Genomic DNA, 16,437 nt, shown 5'->3' on the forward strand with positions numbered 1-16,437 from the left:
AGGTAGAGGGCCCGCGGCGACTCGCCGCGGGCCCTCGATTTCCCCTTGTGCCTTCCCCCGAAGGCGGCCCGCCCCAACGGGCCGTCATCGACGCTATCGGCGGGCTATGCACCCGCGCATCCTCCTCACGACGGATCCGCGTCAGCCCCTTGGCGTGGTGCGACGCCGAGCGCGAGGTGCCAGAGGACGGCCACCGCGAGCAGGGCGGCGGTCGTCCAGATCACCATGAGGACGGCCGCGTCGACGACGTAGGAGCGGTACGCCTCCTCGAACGGATCCAGCCCCGAGCCCGAGAGCACCACGCCGGCCGGGACGACCGCGGCGGCGAGGACGGCCGTCCACGCCGCGACCCGCGCGGGGCCTCGGTGGTCGACGGCGACGTGATGCGGCCGGCGGGCGACGTACCAGACGAGGGCGCCGATCCCGAGGCCCACGAGGCCGAGCACCCCGCTGGCGTACTGCGCCCACTTGTAGCCCGCGAACGGGCCGAGCTCCTCGCGGAGGAACGGCAGGGCCGCGACGAACGGACCGCCGTCGTGGGTGAAGGCGTCCCAGAGCACGTGCGACGCCGCGCCGATCACGATCCCGACGATCGCCAGGACGATCGCCGCCGTCCTCGCCCGCGCGGTGCTCGGCGGTGCCGGCGGCGGTCGCAGGCGCACCCGGACGATCCACGGCGCGAGGTCGCGCCAGGCGGGCCGGAGCAGCACCAGCCAGAGCACGAGGCCGACGGCGCCGACCGCGAGGTCGACCGTCACGACCCCGAGCATCGAGTGCGTCGCGTCCCGTGCCCAGCGCAGCGGCAGGTAGAGACCGATGTCCGGGGCCATCGCGCCGATCGCGACCGCCGCGGCGGGAATGCGGCTGTTCGTGAACGCCAGAGCGACGACGGCGTGGCTCGGCGTGAACGGCATAGTGCACGGTATCCCGTGCGCACCTCGCTCCGGCGGTCCCGGACGCCCCCCGCACGGCCCCCGCCCGGGGAGCTCGGAGCGCCGCGACCGTAGAATCGTCCGGACGTCCGGCCCTCCGGGCTGGTCGAGACGACGGATCGGAGCGGGTGTGCGGAAGGCGTTCGCGATCCTCCGTCTCGCGCTCGCGGGGCTGGGGGCCGTCGGGCTCGTCGGCGACTTCCTCTACACCCTCGGCTTCCGGCTGTTCCAGATCGACAACTTCTTCGCGTACTTCACCACGCAGTCGAACATGGCCGGCGTCGTCGTCCTCGGACTCTCCGGCATCGTCGCCCTCGCCCGCGAGCGCGAGCCGCGCTGGCTCAGCACCCTGCGCGCGCTGGTCCTGACCTACATGGTCGTCTCGGGCATCGTCTTCGGGCTGATCGCGGTGGAGGCGAACAACCGCGGTGTCCGCGTCGACGTGCCGTGGTCGAGCGCGCTGCTGCACTTCGTCATCCCGACGCTCGCGCTGCTCGACTGGCTCCTCGCCCCCGGCCGCCGCCCCGTCGCCTGGCGCGGCACCCTCACCGTGCTCGGCTTCCCGATCGTCTGGGGCGTCATCACGCTGGTGCGCGGCGCGCTGATCGGCTGGTACCCCTACTTCTTCCTCGACCCCGCCCAGGTCGACGGCCCGGTGATGTTCGTCGTCTACGACGTGATCGTGCTCGGCCTGATCTCGGGCATCGCGGCCTTCATGCTCGCGCTCAGCCGGGTCCGGCCGCTCGGTGCGGCGCGCGCGACGGAGTGGCGCGGCCCGCTCGCCCGGCTGCGCGAGCGGCTCAGCCGGCAGCGACGGCGAACGGCGTGAGCGCCGACTGCGCGACCACGAGCAGCTCGTCGTCGCTGAGCGACTGCAGCGACAGGGCCTGATCGGCGCCGACGAGCCCGACGAGCACCGCCTCGCCGGTGGACGGCTCGAGGTTCAGCCACTCCGTGATCCCGGCCGCCGAGCCCACCAGCGACCAGCGCGCGGGCAGGGCCGGATCGGTGTCCCAGAACGGCTCGTCGAAGCGGAGCCACAGCGTCTCGACGACCCCGGAGCCGATCGCCGCGATCGCGGTGCGGTGCGCGAACGGCAGCGGCGGATCGAACGCGATCGCGTCGCTCTGCAGCACCCCGATCGGCACCGTGACGAGGACGCGGTCGGCGGTGAACGACTCCCCCGTCGCGAGCCTGATGCTCGCGCCGGTGTCGCTGTAGCCGATGCCGCTGACGGCCGCGCGCAGCGAGATCTCGACGTCGGTCAGCAGCGTCTCGACGAGGGGCGCCAGGCCGTCGGTGAGGACCGCGGAGGCCTCGTCGGAGGAGTCGGAGACGTCCTCCGCGGTGCTGGCGGCCGAGGCGTCGCCCAGCCCGTACCAGGCGGAGAGCTCGGCGGGTGCGGCGCCCGTGCGCAGCACCGGGCCGCCCGCGAGGAACGCGGCGAGGCGGGCGGCGTCGCCGTCCCCGCTGCCGGGCTCGACGGCCGCCGGGTCGGGAGCGCCGGAGCCGGCGAAGGCATCGGCGAGCGGCAGGTCGGTGGGCTGCTCCGCCGCCCACTCGAGCGCACGGGTGAGCGCCTTCGCGGCGGTGTCGCCGACATCGGGGCGGTCGCCGTCCTCGGTGCTGGAGAGGACGGTCGCGAGGTCGACGGCGGAGGTGGTGATCCCGGCGTCGAGGACGCTCTCCCGCAGCGCGGGGCCGGCGCCGGCGAGCGCCCAGGCGCCGCTGTCGACGGCGATCGGCCAGCCGTCGGGGGTGCTGGTGGCGATGCGGCCGCCGACGCGGTCGCGCGCCTCGACGAGCGCGACGTCGTAGCCGGCGTCGAGCAGGCGGCGGGCGGCGACGGCGCCCGCGAGACCGGCGCCGATGATCGCGATCCGCTCGCCCTCCTCGGCGATCGCGGCGATCTCGCCGGCCGCGCGGACCCCGGAGTTCCAGGCGCCCTGCAGGGTGCCCGGCTCCTGGGAGTCGGTGGCCTCGCCGGCGAAGAACAGGCGGTCGAGCACGTTCCCGGCCAGGTCGTCGCGGTGCTCGGGGGTGGCTCCGACCGCGAGGTAGGAGACGGCGCCGAGTGCGTACGGGTCCTCGGCCCAGCCGGAGCGGACGAACGCGGCCGGCGTCGGCACGGCGGTGGTGCTGGGCGTGGGCACCGGGGCCTCGGTGACGGAGCGCGTGGGGGTCGGCCGCGGCGGAGTGCAGCCCGCGAGGACCAGGAGACCGGCGCCCGAGGCGGCTCCCGACAGGAAGAGGCGGCGTCCGATCGTCATCCCCGTCATCCTACGTTCTCGCCGCCCGGCGGGAGCCGCGGACACGGGCCGCCCGGCGGACGCTCGATCCCGAGTGGTAGACCTGTCCCATGAGCAACGACATCCGCGAACTCTCCGAGGGCGAGAGCTACCTCGCCTTCTTCCAGGGCGGGCCGTTCGACGGCCAGACCGAGACCCGTGTCAGCACCGAGGGCGGCTACGAGAAGTCGGTCGACGTCTACGCCGCCGTCGACGGCCAGGAGACGCACCTCGTCTACACGTCCGTCTCGGCCAAGGAGGTCGGCGAGTCGGTCCACGTGACCTACGCGCTCGACGCCCCCGACTCCGACCCCGTCGAGGACCCGGAGGACCGCGGCGGCGGATTCCAGTAGTCCGCAGCAGCGCCTCCCCGCTCCCGCGCGGGAGCACGGACGCCGTCCCGGTCGCGATCTCGCGATCCGGGGCGGCGTCTTCGTCTGCGCCGAGAGGCTCTTCATGACGAACCGTGACGTCGCCCAGGTCCGCTCCGAGTCCGCTTCCCTACGATCGCGCCGGAGCGTCCGATCCACGGCCGCCCGGACGGAGACGACGATGCCCACCGAGCAGACCACCGCGACGATCGGCGCGCAGACCGCCGACTTCACCACCGGCTTCAACGAGACGATCGGCGACGAGCTCGCAACGGTCTTCGCGAGCGAGCAGGCCGACCTCGTCGAGAACGGCGTCCCCGCCGGAGCCGTCGCGGCCGGGGAGCGGCTGCCGAGCGCGACCGTGGTCACCGAGGGCGGCGAGAGCGTCGCGCTCTCCTCCCTCCTCGGCGACGGCCCGGCCGTGCTCGTCTTCTACCGCGGCGCCTGGTGCCCGTACTGCAACATCACGCTGCGCCACTACGACGCGACCCTCGCCCCCGAGCTGGCGAGCCGCGGCATCGCCTTCGTCGCGGTCAGCCCGGAGACGCCCGACGCCTCCGCCACGCTGGGCGGCGAGCTCGGCTTCACCGTCGTCACCGATCCGGGCAACGCGCTCGCCACCGAGCTCGGCATCGTCACCGCCCCCAGCGACGCGGCGATCGAGGCGCACACGGCGCTCGGCTTCGCGGTGAAGGACTCGAACGCCGACGACACCCCGGCGATCCCGTTCCCGACCGTCCTGGTGCTCGACGCCGAGGGCGTGGTCCGCTTCGCCGACGTGCACGTCGACTACACGACGCGCACCGAGACCGAGGCGATCCTCGCCGCCGTCGACGCGCTCTCGTAGCCAGTACGGGGAGGGGCTGTCAAGGGCCCCTCCCCTCACGGCTCGCTCCCCATCCGCGGCGCCACACTCCTTCGAACAGACAGTTGACGCCGATCCACGGCGCCGGAAGGAGCACGACTCATGGCAGAGATCACCGCCCACCACGGCCTCTTCAAGGACACGGACCTCCACGTCGACGACACCGGCGGCTCGGGTCGCCCCGTCGTCCTGATCCACGGCTGGCCCCTCTCGGGCGAGTCCTGGAGCGAGCAGGTCCCCGCGTTCGCGGCGGCCGGCTTCCGCGTCATCACCTACGACCGCCGCGGCTTCGGCCGCAGCGACAAGCCGCTCACCGGCTACACCTACGACACCCTCACCGAGGACCTGCACACGCTGCTCACCGAGCTCGACCTGCAGGACGTCACCCTCGTCGGCTTCTCGATGGGCGGCGGCGAGGTCGCCCGCTACTTCTCGAAGTACGGCACCGAGCGCCTGCACAGCGTCGTCTTCGCGTCGGCCGTGCCGCCGTACCTCATGAAGACCGACGACAACCCGGACGGACCGCTCGAGAAGTCGGCCGCCGCCGAGATGACCGCCGGCCTGACCAAGGACGAGGACTCGTTCTACGAGCAGTTCACGACCGAGTTCTTCTCGGTGAACGGCGAGCTCAAGGTCACCGAGGCGCAGCGCCAGGACGCGCTCGCGCTCGCGAAGCAGTCGTCCAAGCACGCCGCGCTGGCCTGCATGGCCGCGTTCGCCGGCACCGACTTCCGCGAGGACCTGCCGAAGGTCACCGTCCCGACGCTCGTCATCCACGGCGACGGCGACGGCACCGTCCCCTTCGAGGGCTCCGGTGCGCGCACGCACGCCGCGATCCCCGGCTCCGAGCTCCACGTCGTCGCCGGCGCCCCGCACGGCGTCAACGTCAGCCACGCCGAGGAGTGGAACCGCGTCGTCCTCGAGTTCCTGAAGAAGTAGGACGGGCGAAGGGGCGCTCCGCTGCGGCGGGGCGCCCCTTCCGCGTTCCCTGATCTCGATACGCGCGCTGCGCGCGCTACTCGATCAGCATGGAGGGCGCGCTGCTCGCTCTCTCAGATCAGCATGAAGTGCATGCTGGTCGAGGAGCCGCGGCACGCGGCGTATCGAGACCCGGAAGCACAGCGCGCCGTGCGCGCCCTCGGCGTCAGCCCTTCTCCGCGCCCTCCGTGGTGTTCATGATCCGCCGCTGGAAGACGAAGAAGAGCACCGCGACCGGGATCGACATCAGCACCGCCGCCGCGAGCTGCAGCGGGTACTGGTTGCCCGTGCCCAGCTGCCCCGAGACCAGCGAGGCGACGCCCGTGGTCAGCGTGTTCAGCTCCGGAGACTGCCGCGAGACGACGAAGTGCGAGAACTCGTTCCACGAGCCCTGGAACGACAGGATGAACAGCGTCACGATCGCCGGCCGCGCCATCGGCACCACGATCGAGCGGAACGTCCGGAAGACGCCCGCCCCGTCGATCCGCGCGGCCTCCTCGATCGACAGGGGGATCGAGTCGAAGAACTGCTTCATGATGAAGATGCCCGCCGCGTCGACGATCAGCGGCACGATCATCCCCGCGTAGCTGTCGTAGAGCCCGAGCTGCTTGAGGATGAGGAACCGCGGGATCAGCAGCACCACCGCCGGCACGCTCATCACGCCGATGAACAGCGCGAAGAGCAGCCCGCGACCGCGGAAGCGCAGCCGCGAGAGCGCGTAGCCCGCGAGCGAGTCGAAGAACACCCGCCCGACCGTGACGAAGACGGTGACGATCACCGAGTTCAGCGTCCAGAGCGGCAGCGGCACGTCGGTGAACAGCCGCTCGTAGGAGGCGAACGACCAGGTCGCCGGCAGCAGCGACAGCGGGTTCGAGGTCGCGTCGGCGTCGGTCTTGAACGACGACGCCACCGAGATCAGGAACGGGTAGATGTAGACCAGGGCGAGGCCGATCAGCAGCAGGTAGCCGCCGATCAGCGAGGCGCGCCCGCGGGCACCGAGCTGCACGCGGCGGTGCGGCAGCGGTGCCTGGGGCGGCGGCTCCGCCTCGGTGCGCGGCTCGGAGTCGACCAGGGTGCTCATCGCACTCCTCCCGTCGTGAGGGTCGTCGCGGCGTCCGCGCGGGCGGCCCGGCGGGTCCGGCGGGCACTCGGCTCGCCCTTCTCGCGGAGGATCGCGCGCTGCAGCAGCGTCAGGACGACGATGATGAAGAACAGGATGAAGGCGATCGCCGCGCCCTGGCCCCAGCGGAGGTCCGTGAACGACGACTCGTAGGCGAGGTACGCCGGCGTGAGCAGCGTCTTGCCCGGAGCCCCGCCGCCGGTGAGGTAGATCTGGTCGAACACCTGCCAGGTGCCGATCAGCCCCAGGGTGAGCACGGTGAACAGCGTCGGCTTCAGCATCGGCAGCGTCACCGAGAAGAACTTCCGCAGCGGCCCCGCGCCGTCCATCAGCGCCGCCTCGTCGATCTCGGCGCCGATGTTCTGCAGCGCCGCGAGGAACAGCAGCATGAAGGTGCCCGAGGTGGTGAAGATCGCCATGGTGATCAGCACGCACATCGCGACCGACGGCCCGGACAGCCAGTCCCACCAGGTCAGCCCCAGCGGGGCGCCGCCGGCGAACCAGCTGCCGTCGACGCCGACGAGCCCGAGCAGCGAGTGCAGCACCCCGGTCGGGTCCGCCATCCAGGTCGGGCCGTCGGCGCCGAACCAGCCGAGCACCGCGTTCACGACGCCGGAGGCGCTGAAGAGGAACAGGAAGATCACGGTGATCGCGATCGACGAGGTCACGGACGGGAAGTAGAACGCGGTGCGGAAGAAGCCGCGCCCGCGCAGCACCCGGCGGTTGACCTGCACCGCCAGGAACAGCGCGAGCGCGGTCTGCAGCGGCACGACGAGCAGCACGTAGTAGACGTTGTTGCGGATCGCCGTGCCGAAGTCCTTCTGCGCCAGCCCGGAGTCCAGGAGCACCGCCCGGTAGTTGTCGGCGCCGACGAACTGCGCGGTCGGGCCCAGCGGTGAGCCGAGGCCGTTCCAGTTGCTGACGCTCACCCAGAGCGCGAGGGCGATCGGGACGACCAGGAAGACGCCGACGACGAGGATCGCGGGGAGGGTGAACAGCCAGCCGTAGCGGGCCTCGTTCCCGCGGATGCCGGAGCGGCGGCTCCGGGCGGCGGTGGCGGTGCTCATCGGCGTCGTCCCGCGCTACTTCGCGTTCGCGGTGTCGAGCGCGTCCTGCAGGTTGGTCTGCAGGTCCGCGAGGATCGCCTCCGGGTCGCCCGACGCCAGGCCCTCGAGGGCCGAGTTGAAGTCGGTGATCACGGTGGCGGCGCCGGCGAAGGCGACCGGGCTGACGGCGTAGTCGTTCCCGGTCACGAAGGCCGCGTTCTCCGGGTACTTGCTCGCGTACTCCGCCGCGCCCGACTCGGTCGAGGGGATCACGCCGAACGCGTCCGAGAAGGCGAGCTGCTGCTCGTCCGAGGTGAGCGTCGACACGAGCGACTCGGCCTGGTCGGCGGTGGTGCTGCCGGCCGGGATGCCCCAGCAGTTGCTGAAGGTGAAGGTCGACTTCCCGCCGGGGCCCGCGGGCAGCTCGGCGACCGTGTAGTTCACGTCCGGGTAGTCGGCCTCGAGCGCGCCGTTGATCCACAGGCCCTCGATCACCATCGCGGCCGCGCCCTTGCCGAACGCCTCGCCGGACCAGCCGGAGTCGAGGTCGGCCGGGAACTTCAGCACGCCGTCGCTCAGCAGCGTCTTCACCTCGGTGAGGCCCGCGACGTTCTCGGGGGTGTCCGCGGTGACGGTGGTGCCGTCCTCGGAGAGCAGCGAGCCGCCGGCCTGGTTCATGAAGGTGCCGACGCGGGCGTACTCGGGGCCGAAGGAGAGCCCGGTCACGCCGTTCGCGGTCAGCTTCTGCGCGGCGGACTGGAGCGACGCCCAGTCGGTCGGGATGTCGGCGTCGGTGAGACCCGCGGCCGCCCAGAGGTCGGTGTTGATCACGAGGCCGAGCGTCGAGAAGTCCTTGGGCTCGCAGTAGAACTGGTCGTCGTAGGTGAAGGCGTCGCGCAGCGCCGGGTAGAAGGCGTCGGCGTCGTCCGCGTCCTGCGCGTAGGGCTCGAGGTAGCGGTTGCTCGCGTAGGTCTGGAACTGGTCCCAGCTCATGTAGAAGAGGTCGGGCGGGTTGCCGCCCGAGAAGCCCTGGCCGAGCTGCTGGGTGAGGTCGCTGGCCGCGACGACGTCGACGGCGGTGTCATTCGCCTCGCCCCAGGAGTTCACGGCGTCGGTGACGGCGGTGGTCTCGGCGTCGCCGGACGAGCCGATCATCACGGTGAGCCCGGCGGAGTCGTCCGATCCGCCGCCGCCGCCGCCGCTCGAGCAGGCGCCGAGGGAGAGGGCGAGGCCGCCGGCGAGGACCGCGGCACCCCAGCGTGCCGTTCTGGTGCTGTGCGTCATGTTCTGACCTTTCATGGGTTTCGGGAGGGAGTCGTGGCGAGTCGTGGGGGAAGGTGGCGCCCGGTGTGCGGCGTCAGCTCTCGGAGTGGTGGAGCGGGGTGCGCACGACGAGGTGCGGCGTGATGAGGCGGTGCGCCTCCCCCGGTGCGAGGGGGCGGTGGACGACGTCGTCGCCCTGCTCGCCGAGGAGGAGCTCGAGGGCGCCGGCAGCGACCGCGCCGAGGTCCTGCTCGACGCTGGAGAGGCCGACGGCGCCGGCGACCGGGGTGTTGTCGAAGCCGACGATCGCAAGGCTCGGCCGGCCGACCGCGACAGCCGCCATCGAGGCGCCGAGGGCGAGGGAGTCGGAGACGCAGACGAGCCCGTCGACGCCGGGGTGCGCCTCGAGGAAGGCGATCGCGGCGGAGCGCGCGCGCTGCACGTCGTCCTCGGCCTCCGCGACGAGCAGCGGCACGCCGGCGAAGCGCTCCGCCATCACCCGCTCCCAGCCGCTGCGGCGGTCGTCGCCGGTCGCCGAGCCGTCCGGCCAGCCGAAGAACGCGATCCGCGAGCAGCCCTCGTCGGCGAGATGCGCGGTGGCCTGCGCGACGCCCGCGGCGCCGTCGACGTCGACCCAGAGGTGCTGGGGGTCGCCCTGGTCGTCGAGCCCCCAGGGGCGCCCGAAGGTGACGAACGGGACGCCCTGCTCGATCAGCCAGGCCGTGCGCCGGTCGCCGTAGAAGGTCGAGGTGAGCACGAAGGCGTCGACGTCGGCTCCGTCGCGGAGCTTGCCGATCCGCTCGATCTCCTCCTCGGGGCTCGCCGCCGTGTAGAGCAGGATCCGCATGCCGCGGGCGTCGGCCTGCTCGGTGACGGCGTGCAGGAAGCGGTCGAGCAGGCTGCCGGAGACGCCGTCGAGCACCCGGTCCATCCGGACGCCGATCGTCCCGGACTTGCGGGTGCGGAGGCGCCGGGCGGAGGCGTGCGGCCGGTAGTTGAGGTCGCCGATCGCCTTCTCCACCCGCTCCCGGGTGCTCTCGCGCACGATCTGCGGGCTGTTCAGCACGTTCGAGACGGTCTGGCGCGAGACACCGGCTGCGCGGGCGACGTCCTCGACGGTCGGCAGTGCCATGCGTCCTCCTCGACGGGTGTGCGGTGGTGCGATGCTCGGGCTTGATCGTTCAAATCCCCGCGGATCGAATTATTTGATCGATCAAATTCCTGGGTAATGTTACCTGCGGCGACGGCGCTGTCAACCGGCCGTACGCTCCAGTACCGACGATCCAGTGAGGAGTCGACCGTGACGACCGACCACGACGACCACCCCCGCCCGCCCCGGCAGCCCCTGCTGAACGACGCCGTCGTCCTGCTCCGGGCGCCCACCCAGCTCTGGAGCGACGACGCCGGCGAGCTCGGCGCGCTGCCCGCGCACGGGCTCTACCACGGCGACGTCCGCGTCCTGGCGGGCCTGCGCCTGCTCGTCGGCGGCGAGCCGCTCGAGTCGATCGCGGTCGGCCGCGACGGCGCCTCCTCCGCCCGCTTCACCGCCCTCGCGCGCCACCTCGACGACGACGCCGCCGACCCGCGCCTGCGCGTCGTGCGCCTCCGCACGGTCACCCCCGGCCGGCTCGAGGAGCGGATCCGGCTCGAGTCGGCGCTGCCCGGCTCCGTCGCCACCACCGTCGAGCTCGCGCTCGACCCCGACTTCTCGCTCGTGCACGTGGTGAAGGCCGGACTGCGGGACGAGACCGCGGTGGCGACCGCCGTCGACGGCTCCTCTCTGGTCTGGACGCACGCGGGCGCCCGCGCCGAGGTCCGGGCCGAGGGCGCCGCGATCTCTCCCGGCGGGACGCTCTCCTGGGACGTCGTCGTCCCGGCCCGCGGCTCGGTCGAGGTCGCCTGGAGCATCGCGATGACCGACTCCGCGGCCGTCGTCGGCGCCGCCCCCGGCCCCGCGGAGTGGGCCGGCGCCGTCGTCGAGGCCGGCGACTCGCGACTCGCCTCCTGGTGCCGCGCCGCCCTCGACGACCTGGACGCGCTGCGGATGGTGACCCTCGAGCGGCCGGACGAGCCGTTCCTCGCGGCCGGCGCGCCCTGGTTCTTCACGCTCTTCGGCCGCGACTCGATCTGGGCGGCGCGGATGCTCCTCCCGCTCGGCACAGAGCTGGCCGCCTCGACCCTGCGGGTCCTCGCGGGGCTGCAGGGCACCGAGCACGTCGCCGAGACGGCCGAGCAGCCGGGCAAGATCATGCACGAGCTGCGCTCGACGACCCTCGAGATCCCGGGCGAGGGCGTCTCGCTGCCGCCGCTCTACTTCGGCACCGTCGACGCGACCGCGCTCTGGGTCTGCCTGCTGCACGACGCCTGGCGCTGGGGCCTCGCGGACGAGGAGGCCGAGGCGCTGCTGCCGGCGCTGGAGGCCGCGCTGCGCTGGCTCCGCGACGAGGGCGACTCCGACGGCGACGGATTCCTCGAGTACGTCGACACCACCGGCCACGGCCTCGCGAACCAGGGCTGGAAGGACTCGGGCGACTCGATCCAGTGGCGCGACGGCAGCCTGGCGGAGGGTCCGATCGCGCTCTGCGAGGTGCAGGCCTACGCCCACGAGGCGGCGGTCGGCGGCGCGGCACTGCTCGAGCACTTCGGCCGCGACGGGGCGGAGTGGCGCGCGTACGCGGCCGCCCTCAAGGACCGCTTCACCGGCTCCTTCTGGATCGACGACGCCGACGGCGGGCATCCGGCGATCGCCCTGGACGCGGCCAAGCGCCCGGTCGACACCGTCACCAGCAACATCGGGCACCTGCTCGGCACCGGGATCCTGCAGCCGGAGCAGGCGGCCCGCGTGGCGCAGCTGCTCGGCTCCCCCGAGCTCGACTCGGGCTACGGGCTGCGCACCCTGTCGACCGACTCCGGCGGCTACTGGCCGCTCTCGTACCACGGCGGCTCGGTCTGGGCCCACGACACCGCGATCGCCGTCACCGGGCTCGCCCGCGAGGGCTTCGGCGCGGAGGCGACCGCCCTCTCCCGCGGGCTGCTCGCCGCCGCCGAGGGCTTCGGCTACCGGATGCCCGAGCTGCACTCCGGCGACGCCGCCGCCGAGGTGGCGGCTCCCGTGCCGTACCCCGCCGCCTGCCGCCCGCAGGCGTGGTCGGCGGCCGCCTCGATCGCGGTGCTCTCGGCCGCGCTCGGCCTCGCCCCCGGCGGCTCGACGCTCGTCGTCGCCCCGATCACGCCCGCCCTCGCCGGCTCGATCCGCGTCGACGGGATCCGCTACCGCGGCTCCGTCGTCCCCATCGACTGGCGCGACGCCCACTGAGCGGAGGAGGCCCGCGCCTTCTCTGCCGACCGAGCGGCCCGCGCCGCCCTCGCCGAATGAGCGGCCCGCGCCGCGGCCCGCGCCGTTTTCTGCTGATCGAGTAGGCCGCGCAGCGGGCGTATCGAGATCCACCATCGCCAGGACACAGACCCTGCGGACCACCGTCCTGACGACGACGGGTCTCGATACGCCCCTCCGGGGCTACTCGACCAGCAGGGAAGGGCGCCGCCTCACCGGGCCGCGCCGCCGTCAGGACAGCCGCGCCACGACCGCGCGGGCGATCCGCCGGCCGGAGCGGTTCGCGCCGATCGTCGACGCCGTCGGCCCGTAGCCCGCGAAGAAGACCCGGGGGTCCGTGAGCGACGCGCCGTCCTCGACCGCGACCCCGCCCTCGCGCTCGCGCAGGCCGAGCGGCGCGAGGTGCCGCAGCTCCGGGCGGAAGCCGGTGGCCCAGATGATCGCGTCGGCGCGGGTGTAGGAGCCGTCCGGCCAGCGCACCCCGTGCGGCTCGATCGAGGAGAACATGCCGCGCTCGTGCAGCACGCCGCGCTCGATGCCCGCCACGACCCGGCGCGTGCGCTGCACCCCGGTGCCGCCGACGATGCTCGGCAGCGCGCGGCCCGCCCGCGCCGCGCGGTCCTGCTCGGCCACCGCCTCCACCGCCGACTCCAGCGCGAGCTGCTCGCCGTCCCGGTAGACCACCGGTCGCCGCGTCGCCCAGGTCAGCGAGCGCGCGACCCGCTCCAGCTCGAGGAGGAAGCCGATCGCGGAGGTCCCGCCGCCGACCACGATCACCTGCTGCCCGGCGAAGTCGGCGGCGCGCAGGTACTCGGTCGTGTCGATCTGGACGCCCTCGAAGTCGTCCCGGCCCGGGTAGTACGGCAGGAACGGCGAGCCCCAGGTCCCGGTGGCGTTGACGAGGATCCGCGCGCGCTCGCTGCCGGCGTCGGTCTCCACGACGAGCGGTGCCGTCCTGTCGCCGATCGTCGCACTGCTGACGCCGCGCACCGCCACCGGCCGCCGGACGGCGAGCTCGTAGGCGCTCTCGTAGGCCTCGTAGTACTCCGTGACGACGTCGCGCGCGGGCCGGCGGCGGTCCGCGGTCGCGAAGGACAGGCCGAGCCGATCCATCCCGGGCAGGTCGTGCACGCGGTGCGCGGAGCCGAGCCGGAGCGCCTCCCAGCGGAACTGCCAGGCACCGCCGGCCCGCGGCCCGCGGTCCAGGACGACGAAGTCGACGCCCGGGCGCAGGCCCAGACGGCGGAGGTAGTAGGCGACCGAGAGCCCCGCCTGACCGGCGCCGACCACGACGACGGGCCGCGGATCGAGCGCACTGTCCACGGTGCTCCCCACGCGGTCGGGAGGCGCCGCTCACTCCGCTGCTCGCGCACAGGGGGGCCGGTGCCTCGTCTGCTAAACTACCGGCTAGATTTCATACTTCCTGTCTGCTTCTTTTTCTCCAGCCGGCTCACCGCCCGTCTGGCCTGTCATCGTGAGGGGGTCACCCATGGGGCGCGGCCGTCAGAAGGCAAAGAACACCAAGATCGCTCGGGAGCTGAAGTCGTTCAGCCCAACGGTCGATTACAGTGCGCTCGAGCGCGAGCTCAGCCACCCGGACGAGCCGGACTACTCGAAGTGGATCGACGACGAGGACGAGGGCGACGACACCGACCTCGTCGAGGAGCAGCACCAGAAGCGTGCCTGATCCCTCCTCCGCCGCGGGGCCGCTCCAGTCGAGCGACCCCGCGGCTTCTGCGTTCCCGGAGCAGTCCGGGCAGCACGGCCGCGTCGAGCAGCTCTCCACCCGTGTCGCCTACGAGACCCCGTGGATCCGCGTCCGCGAGGACGAGGTGCGCTGGCCCGGCGGCGTCGAGGGCGTCTACTCCGTCGTCGAGCGCGCCGACTACGCGCTGATCGTCCCGCGCGAGCGCGACGGCTTCTGGCTGGTCGAGCAGTACCGCTACCCGATCGGCCGCCGCACCTGGGAGTTCCCGTCCGGCGGCTGGCCGCACGACTCGCCCGGCGGCGACGCCGAGGCGCTCGCGCGTGCCGAGCTGCGCGAGGAGACCGGCCTGCGCGCCGGACGACTCCGACCGCTCGGCCGGCTCAGCGAGGCCGACGGGTTCGTCGCGCAGTCGTTCGACGTCTTCCTCGCCGAGGACCTCGACCACGGCGAGCCCGAGCGCGAGGAGACCGAGCAGGACATGCGGCAGCAGTGGTTCCCGGACGCCGAGGTGGCGGCGATGGTCCGCTCCGGCGCGATCGTCGGCACCTCCGACGTCGCCGCGCTCGGGCTGTTCTGGCTGGACCGGGGGCTCGGCTCGTGAGCGCGCCGACCGCCCGGGCGCGCTCGATGTCGGTCGTCGCTGCCAGGATGTCGAGATGAAGCCCGCGTCCGCGCCGTCGCCCGTGTGGCACTCGGAGACGCGCGGCCGCGACCTCGACGAGGCGCGCGCGTTCTACTCCCGCGGCTACAACGGGTCGGGCTTCCGTGCCGAGCACACCCGCGTCCCGTTCGCCTACCGCTACGCGTCGACCGGCCCGGGCCCCGTGAGCCTGCACGCGGCCTCCTTCCTCGGCTCGGTGCGCGGCACGGTCGAGCCCACCGGCGTCTACATCGTGCTCTGGCTCAACGAGGGGCGCGCGAGCCTCGACCTCGGCCGCGACGAGAACCGGCTGGTCGCCGGCCGGCCGGCGATGTTCCCCTCCGGCCGCCCGTTCGGCTTCGAGACGAGCGAGTACCGCGACGCGCTGGTCCACTTCGACTCCGCCTACCTGGAGCGCGCCGCCGCCGAGCGGCACGGCACCGCGCCCGGCCCGATCCGCTTCGCCCCGCTCGCGCACTCGCCCGCCCCCTGGTGGGCGGCGGTGCGGGTGCTCCGCGACACGCTCACCGGAGTGAAGGCCCCCTCGTCGCTGCAGCGCGAATCCGCGTCGCAGGTCGCCGCCGCGGCCGTGCTGCAGGCCTTCGCGCACCGGGTCGTCCCGCTGCCCTCCGCACCGCACTCGGTCAGCGCCCGGCGGCTGCGACGGGCGGTCGAGTTCGTGCACGCGAACGCCGACCTGCCGCTCGGCGTCGCCGATATCGCCGACGCCGCCGGACTGACCGTGCGGGGCGTCCAGCTCGCCTTCCAGCGCGCCTACTCGATGACGCCGCGGCAGTACCTGCGCGGCGTGCGCCTCGACCTCGCCCACGACGAGCTCGTCGCCGGCGGCCCGCAGACCCTCGTCGTCGGCGACGTGGCCGCGCACTGGGGCTTCATCAGCGGCGGCCGGTTCGCCCAGCACTACACCCAGCGCTTCGGCGAGCTGCCGAGCGAGACCCTGCGGCGCTGAGTCGGCCTCGCTGAGCCTGCGGCGCTGAGTCCGCTGGCCTGTGTCCGGGCTGCCGTGTCCGCGTCATCGAACCGGCCTCACCGACTCCGCGACGCCGCAGGACGCAGCATCGGCCGCCGCTCCCGAGCGTCGGCCCGGCGGACCTGGCCGCACCGCGAGGACTCCGCCGCGCCGACCCCGCCAGGGCTCTCGGAGGCGTAGTGTCCGAAGTCCACCCGCGGAACGACCCGCGGGTCCGCGTCGATGGAGCCGCGATGTTCGAACCCGAAGGATCCGTGCGCCCGGTCGCCCGGATCATGTCCGTGACCGCCGCACTGCTGATCGGCGCCGTCCTCGTCGGCGGCGCGGTCGGAGCCGCGGTCGCCCTGGCCCTCTACCTCCCGAGCGCGCTCGCCGCCGGAGCGCTCGACCCCTCCGCGCTGGTCGGCTTCGGGATGCTGATGGGCGTCGCCTCCGGCGCCGGCCTCGGCGCGGTGGGAGGCCTCGGCGCGATCGCCGGCATGGTCACCGTCCGCGCGATGAGCCGCCGGAGCGGCGCCTTCATCGCCGGGACGAGCGTCGGCGCCGCGTTCGGCGTGCTGATCCTCGCCGCGAACCTCCTCGTCAGCCGCGACGCCGCCACCTGGATCACCGCACTGCTCGCCACGGCGGCCGCCTTCCTGCTCTGCGCGTGGGGCTCCTGGCTGCTGACCCGCCGCGAGCACTCCTGGGAGCGGGCGCACGCCCCCGAGCGCCGGCGCCCTCCCGCGCAGCCCGCCGCCCCGGGTGCTCCGTCGCCGGCGACCCGCCACCGCCCGGCCTGACGCGCCCCGCCCCTCCGGCACGGACCTCCGGCACGCGAAACCACCTCCGGCACGCCCGATCAGCCGATTCCGACGAGCCGAAGCCCGATTCACGAGCCGAAGGTCGAACCGGACGGCTA

Annotated in this window: 16 protein-coding genes; 9 read left to right on the forward strand and 7 right to left on the reverse strand. The window is 73.4% G+C overall.

The features are described from left to right. Window positions 1-125: 125 nt before the first annotated feature. A complete protein-coding gene (locus tag MT353_RS08630) occupies window positions 126-914 on the reverse strand; it encodes a DUF4184 family protein (protein WP_243624155.1) in 789 nt (262 codons plus the stop codon). Between the two features lie 148 nt (window positions 915-1,062). On the opposite strand from MT353_RS08630, the gene MT353_RS08635 reads away from it, so the two are divergent. Further along, window positions 1,063-1,761 (forward strand): Pr6Pr family membrane protein, encoded by a 699-nt coding sequence (locus MT353_RS08635; protein ID WP_123706324.1) that lies wholly within the window; start codon window positions 1,063-1,065, stop codon window positions 1,759-1,761. Here MT353_RS08635 and MT353_RS08640 read toward each other — a convergent pair. After that, on the reverse strand, window positions 1,733-3,202 hold the full coding sequence (locus tag MT353_RS08640; protein ID WP_243624156.1) for an NAD(P)/FAD-dependent oxidoreductase: 1,470 nt from the start codon (window positions 3,200-3,202) through the stop codon (window positions 1,733-1,735). The two genes, MT353_RS08635 and MT353_RS08640, sit on opposite strands and share 29 nt — an antisense overlap. A gap of 89 nt (window positions 3,203-3,291) precedes the next feature. On the opposite strand from MT353_RS08640, the gene MT353_RS08645 reads away from it, so the two are divergent. From MT353_RS08645 to MT353_RS08655, 3 genes are all read left to right on the forward strand, one after another. After that, window positions 3,292-3,573 (forward strand): oligoribonuclease, encoded by a 282-nt coding sequence (locus MT353_RS08645; protein ID WP_123448078.1) that lies wholly within the window; start codon window positions 3,292-3,294, stop codon window positions 3,571-3,573. A gap of 199 nt (window positions 3,574-3,772) precedes the next feature. Continuing rightward, the gene (locus tag MT353_RS08650) at window positions 3,773-4,438 is read left to right on the forward strand and encodes a peroxiredoxin-like family protein (protein ID WP_123741054.1); all 666 of its coding nucleotides are present in this window, start codon (window positions 3,773-3,775) and stop codon (window positions 4,436-4,438) included. 120 nt (window positions 4,439-4,558) lie between these two features. Continuing rightward, window positions 4,559-5,395: an alpha/beta fold hydrolase gene (locus MT353_RS08655; protein WP_123448076.1), complete on the forward strand. Its 837-nt coding sequence runs from the start codon at window positions 4,559-4,561 to the stop codon at window positions 5,393-5,395. A 205-nt stretch (window positions 5,396-5,600) separates the two neighbouring features. On the opposite strand, the gene MT353_RS08660 is transcribed toward MT353_RS08655, so the two are convergent. The 4 genes from MT353_RS08660 to MT353_RS08675 all read right to left on the reverse strand — a co-directional run bounded on the left by MT353_RS08660 (window position 5,601) and on the right by MT353_RS08675 (window position 9,995). Beyond that, entirely contained in the window at window positions 5,601-6,515 is a 915-nt protein-coding gene (locus MT353_RS08660) for a carbohydrate ABC transporter permease (RefSeq protein ID WP_123706320.1), read from the reverse strand. Then, window positions 6,512-7,621 carry a carbohydrate ABC transporter permease gene (locus tag MT353_RS08665; protein ID WP_243582157.1) on the reverse strand — a complete coding sequence of 370 codons (1,110 nt, stop codon included), beginning with the start codon at window positions 7,619-7,621 and terminating at the stop codon, window positions 6,512-6,514. Before MT353_RS08665 ends, MT353_RS08660 begins: the two co-directional genes overlap by 4 nt. A 15-nt stretch (window positions 7,622-7,636) precedes the next feature. Beyond that, on the reverse strand, window positions 7,637-8,884 hold the full coding sequence (locus tag MT353_RS08670; RefSeq protein ID WP_243624157.1) for an extracellular solute-binding protein: 1,248 nt from the start codon (window positions 8,882-8,884) through the stop codon (window positions 7,637-7,639). Window positions 8,885-8,957: 73 nt separating this feature from the next. Continuing rightward, window positions 8,958-9,995, reverse strand: a complete 1,038-nt coding sequence (locus MT353_RS08675) for a LacI family DNA-binding transcriptional regulator (protein ID WP_243600699.1) — start codon at window positions 9,993-9,995, stop codon at window positions 8,958-8,960. Window positions 9,996-10,163: 168 nt separating this feature from the next. Here MT353_RS08675 and MT353_RS08680 point away from each other — a divergent pair, with 168 nt between their 5' ends. Next, on the forward strand, window positions 10,164-12,179 hold the full coding sequence (locus MT353_RS08680; RefSeq protein ID WP_243624158.1) for a glycogen debranching N-terminal domain-containing protein: 2,016 nt from the start codon (window positions 10,164-10,166) through the stop codon (window positions 12,177-12,179). Window positions 12,180-12,428: 249 nt separating this feature from the next. On the opposite strand, the gene MT353_RS08685 is transcribed toward MT353_RS08680, so the two are convergent. Continuing rightward, window positions 12,429-13,520 (reverse strand): NAD(P)-binding domain-containing protein, encoded by a 1,092-nt coding sequence (locus MT353_RS08685; RefSeq protein ID WP_243624159.1) that lies wholly within the window; start codon window positions 13,518-13,520, stop codon window positions 12,429-12,431. A gap of 166 nt (window positions 13,521-13,686) precedes the next feature. On the opposite strand from MT353_RS08685, the gene MT353_RS08690 reads away from it, so the two are divergent. From MT353_RS08690 to MT353_RS08705, 4 genes are all read left to right on the forward strand, one after another. Then, entirely contained in the window at window positions 13,687-13,884 is a 198-nt protein-coding gene (locus tag MT353_RS08690) for a DUF3073 domain-containing protein (RefSeq protein ID WP_123448069.1), read from the forward strand. Beyond that, window positions 13,877-14,506: an NUDIX hydrolase gene (locus MT353_RS08695; RefSeq protein WP_243624160.1), complete on the forward strand. Its 630-nt coding sequence runs from the start codon at window positions 13,877-13,879 to the stop codon at window positions 14,504-14,506. Before MT353_RS08690 ends, MT353_RS08695 begins: the two co-directional genes overlap by 8 nt. Window positions 14,507-14,561: 55 nt before the next feature. Next, window positions 14,562-15,515, forward strand: a complete 954-nt coding sequence (locus MT353_RS08700) for a helix-turn-helix transcriptional regulator (RefSeq protein WP_243624161.1) — start codon at window positions 14,562-14,564, stop codon at window positions 15,513-15,515. A gap of 254 nt (window positions 15,516-15,769) precedes the next feature. After that, a complete protein-coding gene (locus MT353_RS08705; protein ID WP_243624162.1) occupies window positions 15,770-16,318 on the forward strand; it encodes a hypothetical protein in 549 nt (182 codons plus the stop codon). Window positions 16,319-16,437 lie beyond the last annotated feature (119 nt).

The organism is Rathayibacter sp. VKM Ac-2927 (genome assembly GCF_022815525.1).
GTDB lineage: Bacteria > Actinomycetota > Actinomycetes > Actinomycetales > Microbacteriaceae > Rathayibacter > Rathayibacter festucae.

Coding starts and splice junctions, on each gene's coding strand:
- MT353_RS08630 (WP_243624155.1), bottom strand. CDS start 914: ATGCCGTTCACGCCGAGCCACGCCGTCGTCGCTCTGGCGTTCACGAAC.
- MT353_RS08640 (WP_243624156.1), bottom strand. CDS start 3,202: ATGACGATCGGACGCCGCCTCTTCCTGTCGGGAGCCGCCTCGGGCGCC.
- MT353_RS08645 (WP_123448078.1), top strand. CDS start 3,292: ATGAGCAACGACATCCGCGAACTCTCCGAGGGCGAGAGCTACCTCGCC.
- MT353_RS08650 (WP_123741054.1), top strand. CDS start 3,773: ATGCCCACCGAGCAGACCACCGCGACGATCGGCGCGCAGACCGCCGAC.
- MT353_RS08655 (WP_123448076.1), top strand. CDS start 4,559: ATGGCAGAGATCACCGCCCACCACGGCCTCTTCAAGGACACGGACCTC.
- MT353_RS08660 (WP_123706320.1), bottom strand. CDS start 6,515: ATGAGCACCCTGGTCGACTCCGAGCCGCGCACCGAGGCGGAGCCGCCG.
- MT353_RS08665 (WP_243582157.1), bottom strand. CDS start 7,621: ATGAGCACCGCCACCGCCGCCCGGAGCCGCCGCTCCGGCATCCGCGGG.
- MT353_RS08670 (WP_243624157.1), bottom strand. CDS start 8,884: ATGACGCACAGCACCAGAACGGCACGCTGGGGTGCCGCGGTCCTCGCC.
- MT353_RS08675 (WP_243600699.1), bottom strand. CDS start 9,995: ATGGCACTGCCGACCGTCGAGGACGTCGCCCGCGCAGCCGGTGTCTCG.
- MT353_RS08690 (WP_123448069.1), top strand. CDS start 13,687: ATGGGGCGCGGCCGTCAGAAGGCAAAGAACACCAAGATCGCTCGGGAG.
- MT353_RS08700 (WP_243624161.1), top strand. CDS start 14,562: ATGAAGCCCGCGTCCGCGCCGTCGCCCGTGTGGCACTCGGAGACGCGC.
- MT353_RS08705 (WP_243624162.1), top strand. CDS start 15,770: ATGTTCGAACCCGAAGGATCCGTGCGCCCGGTCGCCCGGATCATGTCC.